The organism is Sandarakinorhabdus sp. DWP1-3-1 (assembly GCF_049896705.1).
In the GTDB taxonomy this organism is placed as follows: domain Bacteria; phylum Pseudomonadota; class Alphaproteobacteria; order Sphingomonadales; family Sphingomonadaceae; genus Sandarakinorhabdus.
The window spans coordinates 71,287-83,987 of the sequence record NZ_JAFCUV010000002.1; the positions used below are offsets into that span (position 1 = coordinate 71,287).

Consider the following 12,701-nt stretch of genomic DNA (forward strand, 5'->3'; position numbering starts at 1 on the left):
CAGGAGTGTGACCGATGATCGAACTGCGTCCCTTCGACAGTCTTGGCGCCGCCAACCATGGCTGGCTCGACGCCCATCACCATTTTTCCTTCGCCAGCTACCATGATCCCAAACGGATGAGCTGGGGCAATTTGCGCGTCTGGAACGACGATGCCATCGCAGCAGGTGCCGGCTTCCCGCCGCATCCGCATCGCGACATGGAGATCATCACCTATGTCCGCGAAGGCGCCATCAGCCACCAGGACAGCCTGGGCAATCAGGGCCGCACCGAGGCGGGCGACGTGCAGGTGATGAGCGCCGGCACCGGCATCACCCATGCCGAGCACAATGCCGAGGACATCACCACGCGCATCTTCCAGATCTGGATCGAGCCGACCCGGCGCGGTGAAAAGCCGGCCTGGGGCGCGCGTCCGTTTCCCAAGGACGAGCGCAGCGGCAGCTTCGTCGTCCTCGCCAGCGGCTTCGACGGCGACGGCGATGCCCTGCCGATCCGCACCGATGCGCGGGTCGTCGCCGCGACGCTGAAGGCCGGCGAAAGCGCCGACTATCCGCTCGGCAAGGCCCGCCGCGGCTATCTGGTGCCGGCAACGGGCGCGGTCGAGATCGACGGCACCCGCGTCAACGCCCGCGACGGCGCGGCGATCAGCGACCTCGACACGCTGCGCGTCACCGCGATCGAGGACAGCGAGATCGTCCTCGTCGACGCCGCCTGACGTCATCCGCCGTGCCGCCCGACCGGCGGCACGGCGGCATCATGTTTCCGACGTCGCCGCCGGCGTGCGCGGATGCGGCGCCTCGTAGGTCGCCCAGTCGGCGCCGCCGGGTGCGGGCGGCGGCGGGCCCGCCGGGCCGGGGCTGTCGGGCGGATCGCCGGTGCGCAGGCGGTGCAGATGGACCTTGGCGATCATGTTGGCGGCGATCGGCGCGGTGATGAACAGGAACAGCGTGATCAGCAGCTCGTGCGCCGACCAGATGCCCTGGTCGAGGCGGAAGAACAGCACCGACCCGACCAGCATGCCGCCCAGCCCCAGCGTTGTCGCCTTGGTCGGCCCGTGCAGCCGCTCCATCAGCGTCGGCAGCCGTACCAGCCCCCAGCTGCCGATCAGCGCAAAGCTGGCGCCCGTGACGATCATCAGGCTGATGATGAACTCCGCGATCATTCGACGATGTCCCCGCGCAGCACGAACTTGCAATAGGCGACGGTGCCGACAAAGCCGACCATCGCCAGCAGCAGCGCCGCCTCGAAATAGATTGCGTTTGCCCGCGCAATGCCGATCAGCACGATCAGCGCGATGGCATTGATGACCATCGTGTCGAGCGCAACGATCCGATCGCCGACCGTGGGCCCGCGCAACAGCCGCCACAGGTTCAGCGCCAGCGCCAGCGACAGGCAGGCAAAGCCGAACACCACCGCATAACCGATCATGCGAACACCTGTTGCAGACGCGATTCATAGCGTGACTTGATGCGCGCGATCTCGGCATCGGGATCGACCGCATCGAGAGCATGGACCAGCAGGTAACGACCGCAGGCCGACACATCGGCCGAGACCGTGCCCGGTGTCAGGCTGATGGTGGCGGCCAGGACGGTGATGGCCTCGGGCGTCTGCAGCGCAATCGGGATGACCAGCCAGGTCGGCCGCAGGTCGCGGCTGCGTCGGAACAGGATGATCGCCGCCACCTCGAAATTGGCGATGACGATGTCCCACAGCACCATCAACAGATACGCGAGGCCGAGGCCGAAATTGACCCGCGGCCGGTCCGGCCAGAACGGCGCGGTGAACACCGGCAGGGCGATGCCGACGACGATACCGACGACCAGCGCGCCGGCACTGATGCTGTTCGCCAGCAGCAGCCACACCGCCACCAGCAGCGCCGACAGCCCGGGATGCGGGATCAGCCGGCGCATCATCGGCCGCCCAGCACGACGCGCGCCGTGGTCGCCGGATCGAGCAGCTGCGCGGCGGCGGCCCCGGTAAAGGCGGTCACCGGCCCGGCCGCGGCGGCCAGCGCCGCCAGCACCGCCAGCGCCAGCGCCGGCGCCACCAGATCGGCGCGGCCCTGTCGTGCCGCCGCCGCGGCGCCGGCTGCGCCCTCTTTCCAGAAGATCGCGCTGCCGGTGCGGGCAAAGCCGATCACACCGGCCAGCGTCGTCGCCAGGATGACGGCCCATTGCCAACCCCAGTCCGCGGCGCCGGCAACCGCCTGCAGCACCAGCAGCTTGCCGATGAAGCCCGACAGCGGTGGCAGGCCGGTCGCCGCGATGGCGGCGCCCATGAACATCAGCCCGACGAGCTGGCGCTGCGAAAACGCCGGCCCGGGGCTGGCCCGGTCACCGAAGCTGCCGCGCCGCCGCGCCACGACATCAGCGACGAGGAACAGCGCCGCGCCGGTCAGCGTCGAATGGACGAGGTAATAAAGCGCGGCGCCCAGGCTATCGACCTGCCAGGCCGCCACGGCGATCACCAGTGTCCCTGTCGAGCCGATCACCGCATAGGCCGCCTGCTCGGACAGGCTTCGCGCCACGAACACGCCGGCAAAGCCGACGATCGCCGTGACGATGGCGGCGGGCAGCAGGTACGGCGCCGGCACCCAGGCCGCGGCGCCTGCATCATCGCCGAAAACCTGCGGCACGACGCGAATCATCGCATAGACCCCGACCTTGGTCATCAACGCGAACAGCGCCGCCACCGACGGTGTGGCCACGGCATAGGTGCGCGGCAGCCAGAGGTGGAGCGGCACCAGCGCCGCCTTCAGCGCAAAGACGCTGACCAGCAGCAGCGCCGCGATCCGCAGCAGCCCCTGGTCGTCGGGCCCCAGCGCCGCCACCCGCTGCCCCATGTCGGCCATGTTGAGCGTGCCGGTCAGCGCGTACAACAGCCCGAGCGCAATCAGGAACAGTGATGATCCGATGATGTTGACCACGACATACTGGACGCCGGCCTTCAGCCGCGCCCGCCCCTGGCCATGCAGCATCAGGCCATAGGAGGCGATCAGCAGCACCTCGAAGAACACGAACAGGTTGAACAGGTCGCCGGTCAGGAACGCGCCGTTGAGGCCGAGCAACTGGAACTGGAACAGCGGGTGAAAATGCCAGCCCGCCCGGTCCGCCTTGGTCGCCACGGCATGGAACAGCGCGATCGGCGACAGCACGGCGGTCAGCACCAGCATCAGCGCCGACAACCGGTCGAGCACCAGCACAATGCCGAACGGCGCCGGCCAGTCACCGAGCGCGTAGGTGTGGACACCGCCATCGCGGCTCATGTCCAGCAACAGCAGCGCGGTCGCCAGCAGCAGCAGGCTGGCGGCGACCGAGATGCCGACCCCCAGCCAGCGCCGGCGCCGCATGACCAGCAGGGCAAGCGGTGCCGCCAGCGCCGGGATAGCGACCGGCGCGATCATCAGCTGGTCCATGGTCACGGCGCCACGTCGCTGTCGCCGTCGGTGTTGTCGCCATCGACCTGGTCGCTGCCGGTTTCGAGGAAGCTGCGCAGCGACAGCACCACGACAAAGGCCGTCATGCCGAAGGTGATGACGATCGCGGTCAGCACCAGCGCCTGGGGCAGCGGATCGGCATAGTCGGTGATGCCGCGCGACCAGATCGGCGGCCGGCCGGCGGTCAGCCGGCCCGATGCGAACAGGAACAGGTTGACCGCATAGGAAAACAGCGTGAGCCCGAGCACGACCTGGAAAGTGCGGGCGCGCAGCGACAGATAGATGCCGCCGGCGACCAGCACGCCGATGGCCGAGGCCATGAGAAACTCCAGCGTCATGACGGCGGCCGCTGCGTTTCGGCCGCGGCGCGGGCGGCGCGCTGGGCGATGTGGCTCAACTGGGCCAGCGCCAGCATCACCGCACCGAAAACGACCGCGAACACGCCCAGGTCGAACAGCATCGCCGTCGCCAGCTCGAACTTGCCGACGATCGGCAGGGTGAAATAGCCAAAGGCGCTCGCCAGGAAATTGGCGCCGAACAGCAGCGAGCCCAGACCCGTCGCCATCGCGATCAGCACGCCGAAGGCGATCAGGACATGCTCGCCGATGCGGCGGCGGGCGTCGCTCCAATCGAACCCCGAGGCGAGATACTGGAGCAGGATGGCGATCGCGACGACGAGGGCCGCGACGAAGCCACCCCCCGGCTCATTGTGACCACGCAGGAAGATGAACACCCCCACCGACAGCACCAGCGGCAGCAGGATCCGGCTGGCCATCACGAACATCACCGGATGCCGCTCGGGCGAATGCGGCATGTCGGCCTGCCACGTCCGCAGCCGCGCCCCGGCCGACCCCCGCGTCGCGGTATCGAGCAATGCATAGATCGCAAGGCCGGCAATGCCGAGCACGATGATCTCCCCCAGCGTGTCGAAGGCGCGGAAATCGACCAGCGTGACGTTGACGATGTTGGTGCCGCCGCCGCCCGAATAGCTGTTGGCGATATGGTAGCCGGAGATCGGATCGTTCGGATTGCGGGTCAGCATCGCCCAGGCCGCGCTGCCGGCGCCAAGGCCGCCGAGCGCGGCGAGGCCGGCATCCCGCCAGCGCCGCAATGGGCTCGACAGCAACGGCGGCGTCTTCGGCAGCAGGTTGAGCGCCAGCAGCAGCAGGATGATGGTGACGACCTCGACGGCGATCTGGGTCAGGGCAAGATCGGGTGCCGACAGATAGACGAAGGCGAGCGCGATCACCGTCCCGATGACGCCGATGAACACGAGCGCGCGCAACCGCCGGCGCTGGGCGCCCAACACGGCCCCGGTCGCCGCGAGCAGCAGCACCCAGGCGAGGACAGCGACCGGCGAGGCCGGGATGCCGGCGCGCGAACCCGTGAAGCTGCCGCCGCCGACAACCGCGCCATCCACCGCGAGCAGCACGACCACCGCAAAGACCGCGAACACCATGCGCTGCAGCGAGGGTGTGTGGACCGCCACCACCAGCCGACGCACGCCGGCGTCGGTTGCCGCCAGGCCACGGTCGAACAGCCGCTTGGCATCGAGGTGCCGGGCCCGCTCGTACCAGCCGAGCAGCCTCGGGTGGCGCCCGAGCAGCAGCGCGCCAACGGCAATCGCGACGATGCTCATCGCCAGCGGCAGGGTGAAGCCGTGCCAGAGCGACAGGTCCAGCGCCGGTGCCGGCGCGCCGATCACCGCCCCGGACACCGACGCGACCAGCGGCGCGGCGAGCATCGGCGCCAGCCCGAGCAGGACGGCGAGCACGACGAGGAGGGCCGGCGACAGCCACATGCCGATGCCCGGATCATGCGCCCGCGCGTGGGGCCCGGCATCGCGCGGCGCGCCGAAGAACAAGCCCGTCGCAAGGCGCAGCGAATAGCCGGCCGACAGCGCCGCCGCGATCGTCGCCACCATCGGCACCAGCCAGGGCAGGCCGAACAGGCCCACGGCCAGCGTTTCGCCGAGCATCATCTCCTTGGAGATGAACCCGCCCAGCGGCGGCAGCCCGGCCATGGCGGCGGCGGCGAGCGTCGCCACGATCGCGGTGATCGGCATGACGCGGGCCAGGCCACCCAACCGGCGGATGTCGCGCGTGCCGGTTTCATGGTCGACGATGCCCGCCGACAGGAACAGCGCCGCCTTGAACACCGCATGGTTGAGGATGTGGAACACCGCGGCCACGGCGGCGAGCTCCAGCGAAAAACCGAGCAGCATGACCAGCAGGCCGAGCTGGCTGATTGTCGAATAGGCGAGGATGCTCTTCAGGTCGTGCCGGAACAGCGCCACCCAGGCGCCGAAGGTCATGGTGACCAGCCCGACGCCGGTGACGACGACGGTGTAGAGGTCGGTCCCCGCCAGCACCGGCCACAGCCGCGCCAGCAGGAACACGCCGGCCTTCACCATCGTCGCGGAATGGAGATAGGCGCTGACCGGCGTCGGCGCCGCCATCGCGTGCGGCAGCCAGAAATGGAACGGGAACTGCGCCGATTTGGTGAAGCAACCGACAAGGATCAGCAGCAACAGCACCGGATACAGCGGCGACGCCCGCACGATGTCGCCACGCTCGAGGATGGTCGGCAGGTCGAAAGACCCGGCCACCAGCCCGAGCAGCACGATGCCGGCGATCAGCACCAGCCCGCCGCCACCGGTCACCGCCAGCGCCATGCGCGCGCCCTGCCGCGCCTCCGCCTGGTCGCGCCAGAAACCGATCAGCAGGAACGACGACAGGCTGGTCAGTTCCCAGAACACCAGCAGCAGCAGCACATTGCCCGACACCACGATGCCGAGCATCGCCCCCTGGAACAGCATCAGGCTGGCAAAGAAGCGCCCGGACGCTTCGTGTGCGCCGAGGTAGAAATGCGCGAACACCATGACCAACAGCCCGATGCCGAGGATCAGCCCGGCGAACAGCAGGCCCAGCGGATCGAGCATGACGGTGAAATCGAGTCCGATCGCCGGCACCCAGGCCGCGGCGACACGGGGTATGTCACCCGCCAGCACCCGCGGCGCCAGCGCCAGAATCAGGAGCAGCCCGGCGCCGCTGGCAGTCGCGGCAAGTCCCGAATGCAGCGCGCGACCACGGCCGGAACTGAAGGCAATGACCAGCGCCGTGACGAACGGCAACAGCACGAGCGTATATAGAACCAGCGGCGTCGCCATGGGACAGGCGTGTTCGTCCTTCTACGGAACATGTTGGGAGATCGGCCCCGCCCGTGCCGATCTTCTAGGTCGGGAACGCGTGATTGTCATGCCCGGACGCGTAGCGGCGGGGATGTAGAGCGACGGTCAGTCGATCAGGCCGATCGCCAGCGTGATCGACAGATAGATCGACAGCGTCATCACGGCCGCGACCGAGATCGCCACCGTGCGCCAGGCGGCGCCCCAGCGGCTGAGGCTGTAGGTGCCTTTCAGCTGGACGTACCAGTGCAGCGCCGGCGCGACGAAGATCAGGAATCCCCAGAAAACGCCAGCGACGAAATCCAGCGCCAGCGCGATGCTGCCCACGATGAACAGCAGCGACATGAAGCTGATCGAATAGAGCGCGAACACGGCATGGTCGTACATCCGCACGTTGCGGCGGAACGCGAACATCAGCCACAGCCAGGGCAGCGACAGCGGCACCAGCAGGAAGCTGAACTTGTAGATCTTGTTCTGCACCTTGTAGAGCGCCAGCTGCGGGTTGCGCAGCGCCGCCCGGGCGCGTTCGTTGATGGTTTCGTTGCCGAGATTGACGTTGATATCGCCCGATTTGTAGCTTTCCTCGATCTGCCGCGTCATCTCGCCGGGGAAATCCATCGGGGAGGCGATTTCGCCCTCGGCGCGCGCCTTCAGCCGGTCCCGCGTGGCCACGACGCCGGTCCGCACGCCGTTCAGCACAGCGATTTCGCCGGTGCCCGCGCCTTTCGCCTTGGCGGCGGCGAGGTCGCGATCGAGGTTGGCGAGTTCGGTATTGATCTTGGGCAGTTCGACGATGGCTTCGGCCTGGGTCAGCTGCTTGCCATTGCTGTCGGTGGCGCCGCCGCCCGGCTTCACATGGACAAAGCTGAACACGAAGAACATCAGGAAGACGACGAGCAGGAACAACGGCACCGGCGCGATGTAGCGAGCGCGCTTGCCCTCGATATATTCGCGGGTCAGCCGGCCCGGGCGGAACAGCAGCATCGGCAGCGTCTTCCACGTCTTGCCGTCGAAATGCGTGATGCCGTGGACGAATTCCTCGCCGACATGGGCAAGGCTGCGATGGACATGCGCCTGTTGCCCGCAATTGGCGCAGTAATTGCCGGTCAGATGCTGGCCGCAATTGGCGCATTCATGGTGCGCACCCGCGACCTCGGCGGCATTGATGCCGCCTTCGCCGGTCGGGCGGTCGATCGCCTTCCCCACCAGGCCGGCGTCGACGAGGCCTCCCAGTGCATCGATATTGCCGCTCATCCCGACCCCGCCTGCTGCGGCGCAAAAATGGCCCGAATCATGGTCCGGGGCAAGCCGCGGCGTTGCGGCGACAGCGCTGCCCCTCTAGGATGGACGAAAGAGGAGAATTCGACAGATGGCAGGCGTGAACAAGGTGATCCTGGTCGGACGACTGGGCAAGGATCCGGAGACGAAGAGCTTTGCCAACGGCGGTTCGGTGACCCAGTTCACCATGGCGACATCGGAAAACTGGCGCGACAAGCAGTCCGGCGAGCGCAAGGAAAAGACCGAATGGCACAACATCGTCATTCGCAACGAGAATATCGGCAAGGTGGCACAGCAGTATCTTCGCAAGGGCAGCGAAGTGTACATCGAAGGCAGCATCACCACCCGCAAATGGCAGGACCAGAGCGGCGCCGATCGCTACACCACCGAGATCGTCGTGGGCCCGTTCAAGGGTGAAATGACGCTGATCGGCGGCCGTGACGGCGGCGGCGCTTCGGCCGGCGGCGGCGATCGTGGTGGCGGCTATGGCGGCGGCGGCGGTGGCGACGATTACGGCGCTCCGGCAAGCAGCGGCGGCTATGGCGGCGGCAACAAGCGCCCGGCGGCATTCGACGACGATCTGAACGACGACGTGCCGTTCTGATGGTGTGAACGCCGCGCTTGGGGCGGGACGCAGGTTTGTGATAGGGTGCGCACAGTAACGGGGGGAGGCATTCCCATGCGGTTGCGGTGCGTATCGATCCTGCTGGCCGCGACACTGTTGTCGGGCTGCGCCACCAACCAGCTTCGCATCGAGCGCGCCGGCGCGGTTGTCCAGGAAGGCCAGCCGCTCATCGCCGCGTCGAAGGCGCTGATCGCCGACATCGCCGCCACCAGCCGCGATGCCAGCATCGAGCTCGCGCTCGCCGATCCGCTGTGCGACTGGCCCGAGATCCGCATCGCCACCGGCACGCCCGCGGCCTCGCTGTGCGACCCGGCGAGCAGCAGCCACACGACATTCACCCGCATCGACGCCGGCGCCTTTGCGCCCACCGTCAAGCTGATCGGTGCGCTGTCGGCCTATGTTGCCGCGGTCGATGCGGTGGCTTCGGGCGCGACCACCGACGAACGCTTCAACCTCGCCGCCGCCAGGGCCCAGCTCACATCGGTCGCCGGCGCCGTCGGGGTCAATCCGATCGCCAGATTGTCGGACGACCAGCAAAAGGCCCTCGACGGCCTGATCGCGTTGGTCGACACGCTGTCGCGCGAAGCCGAGCAGGCGCGGCAGCTGCAGGCGATCGAGGCCAACACGCCCGGCTTGCGCGCCGTGACGACGACGCTGCGCCGCGACCTCGGCAACTGGGCAAACCTGGCGCTGGTGTCGGAACTCGCCAATCTGCAGAGCGTCCAGACGCTGCGCTGGCAGCGCGACCGCATGCTGCGGCTGCAACCCGAGCGCCGCGGCGTGCGCCGCGAGTTGCTCGGCGACGACGCCCGCCGCGCGCTGCTGCGCCAGCGGCTGGAGACCGAAAGCCGCCTCGCCGCCGCCCGCGCGCTGCCGGTGACACTGGCCCAGGCGGTGACCGATTTCGAAACCGCGCACGACAGCTATGTCAACGCGCTGCAGAACAAGGCGCTGACGCCGGAGAACCGCGCCCGGCTCGCCGAGCTGACCCGCGAGCGCCTGCGTCAGTCGCTGACCCTGCTGGCGCAAACCGTCGCGGCCTTTGCCTGAAGAGGGGATCGACCATGTCGCAAGCCATCGCCGAAGCCCTGGCCAGCCTGCGCGACAGCCTGGCCCGGCTGACCCAGCGCAGTTTCGATGATTTCGCGCTGTTCCAGCAAGTGACGGCGATGCAGTTCCGCTCGAACGAGGTCGCCAAGCGGCTGGCGATCGTGCTCGCCGGCAATCTGTCGGCGCCCGGCGCTGCCGCGGTCGCGCAGGAACTGCTCACCGCCGGCGGCAAGGTGTCGATCGCACAACCGGTCGATCATGCGTCGGTCCGGACGGCGCTGGCGGCCGCAGGGGCTGCGCTCGATGCCGCCGACGGCTGGCTCGCTGCCGCCGGTGGCGCCGAGACTATTCCTTCAGGACCGAAAACGGGTTCGAAGCCACGCGCGCCTCGGCTTCCGAAATCACCCCCGGCGCCGGTGCGGTCGAGCGCGGATAAGGATCGAGCGCCAGCGCGAAAGCCTGGGCCGCGATCTCGCCCAGGTCGATGATGTCGCCGCTGAGCGGCTCGGCATCGAGATCGGCATCGGCGAGCTCGATCTCGTCGCCCTCGGGGGCATGGTCGACCAGCAGCAGGTTGACCGCCTCGGTGATCAGGAACGGCACCGGCTGGTAGGTGGCGGCGCAGGGCTGGTCGCCGCTGGCATGGACCTGGCCGGTGACGCGGATGCCCGCCGCCTCGCGCCGCAGCTCCAGTGCCGCCGTCAGCCGGTCGAGCGCCAGCAGGTCGAAGCGGGCGGCAAGGGCCTCGCGTTCCCCCGCGTCGGCCTCGATCGCCTGCTGCCGCGTCGGGCCGCCGACATCATGGGCGCGAAACGGCCGCGAGAATTCGGGCGGCGTCATGCGGCGGTCCTGGCCGCGCCGGACGGCGGCGCCATATGGCCAGACAGCACCGCCGGTAGCGGCGTCGCATCCAGCCGGCGGGCGACGCGGCGCGTTTCGCCGACGGTCCAGTCGACCGCATCCTCGGGGACGTCGGCGCCGCGCCACAGGTTGCGGCGCAACGCCTCGGCCATCGCCGCATCGTCATCACGCGCCTCGCGATAGGCGCCAAGCCGCCCGCCGAGCGCCGCGACCATGCGCCCGATATGCTTGCCGACAACCTGGTCGCCGATGCCGTCCTGCCGCAGCGTGCCGTCCATGTCGCTGATGAAGCGTTCGGTGAGGTCGGCACAGGCCTGGGCGGCGCCGTCGTCCTCCAGCCGGATCAGCGCCAGCGACAGGATCAGCGCCACCATGTCGAAGCGGCCGTCGAGCGTGTCGGGCACCTGGCCGGCGAGATACCAGTCGGGGCGCCGCGCCTCTGCCACCACGGCATCGTACAGGGCGTCCATCGGCCCGGCGCGAGGCACGAGGCCCATTGCGGCGATGGTGCGGCGCAGGCCGGAAAAGAGGGTCATCGCGGTTGCCTTCATCGCCGCTGGCACGCGGCCGTGACTTGGCATATTGAGCTTTGGTTGGCGCCGCGCAACCTGCCGCGGCGTTTTGGAGACCGCTATGCGTAAACCATTTGTTCTCGTGCTGGTGGCGGCGCTGGCGATCGGCGCCGGCGGCTGCTCGCGCATCAAGCAGAACCAGGGCTATCTGGTCGACGAAACGCTGCTCAGCTCGATCCAGCCCGGCGTCGACAATCGCGACTCGGTGGCAAAGACACTCGGCCGCCCGACCTTTTCGGCGCAATTCGATTCGGGCGAATGGTATTACGTCACCCGCAACACCGGCCAGTTCGCCTTTGTGAAGCCCAAGGTCGAATCGCAATCGATCCTGATCGTCAGCTTCGACAAGGGCGGCACCGTCACCAAGGTCGAGCGCCGCGGCATGGACCAGATCGCCAGCATCAGCCCCGAAAAGGACAAGACGCCGACGCTGGGCCGCAGCGAAGGCCTGTTGCAGGAACTGTTCGGCAACCTGGGCTCGGTCGGCTCGGGCGGCTTCGGCGGGCCGAACAACACCAACACCGGACGTGACGGGCCCCGCTAGGGGGTCCCCTGAGGCGTCACGTCATGCTGGCGCACGCCAGCATCCACCGCGGCGCCATGAACCGGCCATCGACGCCCTGCACATCGATCGGCACTTTGCACGCCGGTGGATGCTGGCGTTCGCCAGCATACGGGTGCTGGTGAAAGCAGTTGGCCGCTATAACGGCTTCACCGCCCCCAGCCAGCTGGTGGCGAACAGCAGCGCATAGACGGTGAACACCCAGCGCCGGGTGCCGTCCATCGTCGCCCGCAGCGGCACTTCGGTCGCATCCGACGATCCCTGTTCGATCAGCGCCATCAGCTGCGGTCCGACCGGCTTGAAGGCGTGGTCGATCATGATCGCCGCGCCGAAGATCAGCCCGAACAGCAGCGCCTTCAGCGCCAGCCATTGCGGCGCCAGCGGCGTGCCGGTCGCCAGCGAAATGCCGCCCAGCCCCAGGTAGAATGCCGCCAGCCCCCAGCGCAGCCCGCCTTCGATCCGGCGATCTCGCGCGGCGCGGGGTGTCATGTCATGGGCATGGGCATCCCAGACGAGCCACAGCCAGCCGAGCCCCACCACCCAGCCGGCGATGACCGCCCCCATCGGCAGCCCGGGCCACCAGCCGCCGGCGTACAGCAGCGTCAGCGACAGCGGCACCATCAGCGCCCAGGCCGATCGCGGCCCCATGTCGATGGCGACGAGCAGTTTCAGCAGCGTCAGCCGCTCGGGCAGCGAATAGTCGCGGCGGCGGAAATGCTGGCCAAGCACGAAGACGCCGAGATCACCCCCCAGCCACAGCACGAACAGCAGCAGATGGACATAGACCAGCGTCGGATAGATCATTCACTGGCCTTCGAAGATGGCGACATGGAATTCGCCGGCGCCGGCGCGCAGCGGCTTGACCTCGTCCTGGTACTGCGCGTCGAACCAGAAGGCTTCGGCCGCCGCGCGCGACGGAAAATGCGCGCAGACGATGCTGGTGCCCTCGGGCCAGTCCTCCAGCGGCCGCGCCGCCTTGCCGATGAACAGGTAATGGCCGCCATGCCGCGCATAGAGCCCGGTATCGGCGAGCGCCCGCGCATAGGCGGCCATTTTCGCGCCATCGGTGACCCGCGCCGTCACCAGCAGATAGGCCGGCCGCGCCGGTGCCTCCGGACTGTGCTGTTCCATC

General features: G+C 68.5%; 16 protein-coding genes. 4 read left to right on the forward strand and 12 right to left on the reverse strand.

From position 1 onward, the window contains the following. The first annotated feature begins 14 nt into the window (after positions 1 to 14). Positions 15 to 713: a pirin family protein gene (locus tag ACP7AI_RS09660; protein ID WP_426166754.1), complete on the forward strand. Its 699-nt coding sequence runs from the start codon at positions 15 to 17 to the stop codon at positions 711 to 713. A gap of 39 nt (positions 714 to 752) precedes the next feature. Here ACP7AI_RS09660 and ACP7AI_RS09665 read toward each other — a convergent pair whose 3' ends face one another. The 7 genes from ACP7AI_RS09665 to ACP7AI_RS09695 form a co-directional block, all read right to left on the reverse strand. After that, positions 753 to 1,160 carry a Na+/H+ antiporter subunit G gene (locus tag ACP7AI_RS09665; RefSeq protein WP_426166756.1) on the reverse strand — a complete coding sequence of 136 codons (408 nt, stop codon included), beginning with the start codon at positions 1,158 to 1,160 and terminating at the stop codon, positions 753 to 755. After that, a complete protein-coding gene (locus ACP7AI_RS09670; RefSeq protein WP_426166758.1) occupies positions 1,157 to 1,426 on the reverse strand; it encodes a K+/H+ antiporter subunit F in 270 nt (89 codons plus the stop codon). The genes ACP7AI_RS09665 and ACP7AI_RS09670 overlap by 4 nt, the downstream gene beginning before the upstream one ends. Continuing rightward, the gene (locus ACP7AI_RS09675) at positions 1,423 to 1,911 is read right to left on the reverse strand and encodes a Na+/H+ antiporter subunit E (protein WP_426166760.1); all 489 of its coding nucleotides are present in this window, start codon (positions 1,909 to 1,911) and stop codon (positions 1,423 to 1,425) included. The genes ACP7AI_RS09670 and ACP7AI_RS09675 overlap by 4 nt, the downstream gene beginning before the upstream one ends. Then, positions 1,908 to 3,413: a monovalent cation/H+ antiporter subunit D gene (locus tag ACP7AI_RS09680; protein WP_426168286.1), complete on the reverse strand. Its 1,506-nt coding sequence runs from the start codon at positions 3,411 to 3,413 to the stop codon at positions 1,908 to 1,910. The genes ACP7AI_RS09675 and ACP7AI_RS09680 overlap by 4 nt, the downstream gene beginning before the upstream one ends. Before the next feature lie 2 nt (positions 3,414 to 3,415). Further along, positions 3,416 to 3,772, reverse strand: a complete 357-nt coding sequence (locus ACP7AI_RS09685) for a Na+/H+ antiporter subunit C (protein ID WP_426166762.1) — start codon at positions 3,770 to 3,772, stop codon at positions 3,416 to 3,418. Further along, complete coding sequence (locus ACP7AI_RS09690) at positions 3,769 to 6,603, reverse strand: monovalent cation/H+ antiporter subunit A (protein WP_426166764.1); 2,835 nt, start codon at positions 6,601 to 6,603, stop codon at positions 3,769 to 3,771. The genes ACP7AI_RS09685 and ACP7AI_RS09690 overlap by 4 nt, the downstream gene beginning before the upstream one ends. Before the next feature lie 126 nt (positions 6,604 to 6,729). After that, a complete protein-coding gene (locus tag ACP7AI_RS09695) occupies positions 6,730 to 7,875 on the reverse strand; it encodes a DUF3667 domain-containing protein (protein ID WP_426166766.1) in 1,146 nt (381 codons plus the stop codon). A 115-nt stretch (positions 7,876 to 7,990) separates the two neighbouring features. Here ACP7AI_RS09695 and ssb point away from each other — a divergent pair, with 115 nt between their 5' ends. Both ssb and ACP7AI_RS09705 read left to right on the forward strand, forming a co-directional pair. Beyond that, the gene (ssb, locus tag ACP7AI_RS09700; protein ID WP_426166768.1) at positions 7,991 to 8,503 is read left to right on the forward strand and encodes a single-stranded DNA-binding protein; all 513 of its coding nucleotides are present in this window, start codon (positions 7,991 to 7,993) and stop codon (positions 8,501 to 8,503) included. 75 nt (positions 8,504 to 8,578) lie between these two features. After that, a complete protein-coding gene (locus ACP7AI_RS09705; RefSeq protein ID WP_426166770.1) occupies positions 8,579 to 9,574 on the forward strand; it encodes a hypothetical protein in 996 nt (331 codons plus the stop codon). On the opposite strand, the gene ACP7AI_RS09710 is transcribed toward ACP7AI_RS09705, so the two are convergent. The 3 genes from ACP7AI_RS09710 to ACP7AI_RS09720 form a co-directional block, all read right to left on the reverse strand. After that, positions 9,529 to 9,834: a hypothetical protein gene (locus ACP7AI_RS09710; RefSeq protein ID WP_426166772.1), complete on the reverse strand. Its 306-nt coding sequence runs from the start codon at positions 9,832 to 9,834 to the stop codon at positions 9,529 to 9,531. The two genes, ACP7AI_RS09705 and ACP7AI_RS09710, sit on opposite strands and share 46 nt — an antisense overlap. Positions 9,835 to 9,919: 85 nt before the next feature. Next, positions 9,920 to 10,414 carry a YceD family protein gene (locus ACP7AI_RS09715; protein WP_426166774.1) on the reverse strand — a complete coding sequence of 165 codons (495 nt, stop codon included), beginning with the start codon at positions 10,412 to 10,414 and terminating at the stop codon, positions 9,920 to 9,922. Continuing rightward, on the reverse strand, positions 10,411 to 10,932 hold the full coding sequence (locus ACP7AI_RS09720) for a ubiquinol-cytochrome C chaperone family protein (protein WP_426168289.1): 522 nt from the start codon (positions 10,930 to 10,932) through the stop codon (positions 10,411 to 10,413). The genes ACP7AI_RS09715 and ACP7AI_RS09720 overlap by 4 nt, the downstream gene beginning before the upstream one ends. A 136-nt stretch (positions 10,933 to 11,068) precedes the next feature. Between ACP7AI_RS09720 and ACP7AI_RS09725 the strand changes: the two genes are divergently transcribed. Beyond that, a complete protein-coding gene (locus ACP7AI_RS09725) occupies positions 11,069 to 11,551 on the forward strand; it encodes an outer membrane protein assembly factor BamE (RefSeq protein ID WP_426166776.1) in 483 nt (160 codons plus the stop codon). Positions 11,552 to 11,707: 156 nt separating this feature from the next. On the opposite strand, the gene ACP7AI_RS09730 is transcribed toward ACP7AI_RS09725, so the two are convergent. Then, positions 11,708 to 12,373, reverse strand: coding sequence for a hypothetical protein (locus ACP7AI_RS09730; RefSeq protein ID WP_426166778.1), 666 nt, complete (start codon positions 12,371 to 12,373; stop codon positions 11,708 to 11,710). Next, on the reverse strand, positions 12,374 to 12,700 hold the full coding sequence (locus ACP7AI_RS09735) for a DUF1330 domain-containing protein (RefSeq protein WP_426166780.1): 327 nt from the start codon (positions 12,698 to 12,700) through the stop codon (positions 12,374 to 12,376). Between the last annotated feature and the right edge of the window lies 1 nt (position 12,701).

What these genes read in the sequence shown, in the direction of transcription:
- ACP7AI_RS09670 (WP_426166758.1), bottom strand. Translation starts at nt 1,426, where the DNA reads ATGATCGGTTATGCGGTGGTGTTCGGCTTTGCCTGCCTGTCGCTGGCG.
- ACP7AI_RS09660 (WP_426166754.1), top strand. Translation starts at nt 15, where the DNA reads ATGATCGAACTGCGTCCCTTCGACAGTCTTGGCGCCGCCAACCATGGC.
- ACP7AI_RS09710 (WP_426166772.1), bottom strand. Translation starts at nt 9,834, where the DNA reads ATGATCGACCGGTTGTGCGATCGACACCTTGCCGCCGGCGGTGAGCAG.
- ACP7AI_RS09725 (WP_426166776.1), top strand. Translation starts at nt 11,069, where the DNA reads ATGCGTAAACCATTTGTTCTCGTGCTGGTGGCGGCGCTGGCGATCGGC.
- ACP7AI_RS09675 (WP_426166760.1), bottom strand. Translation starts at nt 1,911, where the DNA reads ATGATGCGCCGGCTGATCCCGCATCCCGGGCTGTCGGCGCTGCTGGTG.
- ACP7AI_RS09720 (WP_426168289.1), bottom strand. Translation starts at nt 10,932, where the DNA reads ATGGGCCTCGTGCCTCGCGCCGGGCCGATGGACGCCCTGTACGATGCC.
- ACP7AI_RS09695 (WP_426166766.1), bottom strand. Translation starts at nt 7,875, where the DNA reads ATGAGCGGCAATATCGATGCACTGGGAGGCCTCGTCGACGCCGGCCTG.
- ACP7AI_RS09665 (WP_426166756.1), bottom strand. Translation starts at nt 1,160, where the DNA reads ATGATCGCGGAGTTCATCATCAGCCTGATGATCGTCACGGGCGCCAGC.
- ACP7AI_RS09685 (WP_426166762.1), bottom strand. Translation starts at nt 3,772, where the DNA reads ATGACGCTGGAGTTTCTCATGGCCTCGGCCATCGGCGTGCTGGTCGCC.
- ACP7AI_RS09735 (WP_426166780.1), bottom strand. Translation starts at nt 12,700, where the DNA reads ATGGAACAGCACAGTCCGGAGGCACCGGCGCGGCCGGCCTATCTGCTG.
- ACP7AI_RS09690 (WP_426166764.1), bottom strand. Translation starts at nt 6,603, where the DNA reads ATGGCGACGCCGCTGGTTCTATATACGCTCGTGCTGTTGCCGTTCGTC.
- ACP7AI_RS09715 (WP_426166774.1), bottom strand. Translation starts at nt 10,414, where the DNA reads ATGACGCCGCCCGAATTCTCGCGGCCGTTTCGCGCCCATGATGTCGGC.
- ACP7AI_RS09705 (WP_426166770.1), top strand. Translation starts at nt 8,579, where the DNA reads ATGCGGTTGCGGTGCGTATCGATCCTGCTGGCCGCGACACTGTTGTCG.
- ACP7AI_RS09730 (WP_426166778.1), bottom strand. Translation starts at nt 12,373, where the DNA reads ATGATCTATCCGACGCTGGTCTATGTCCATCTGCTGCTGTTCGTGCTG.
- ACP7AI_RS09680 (WP_426168286.1), bottom strand. Translation starts at nt 3,413, where the DNA reads ATGGACCAGCTGATGATCGCGCCGGTCGCTATCCCGGCGCTGGCGGCA.
- ssb (WP_426166768.1), top strand. Translation starts at nt 7,991, where the DNA reads ATGGCAGGCGTGAACAAGGTGATCCTGGTCGGACGACTGGGCAAGGAT.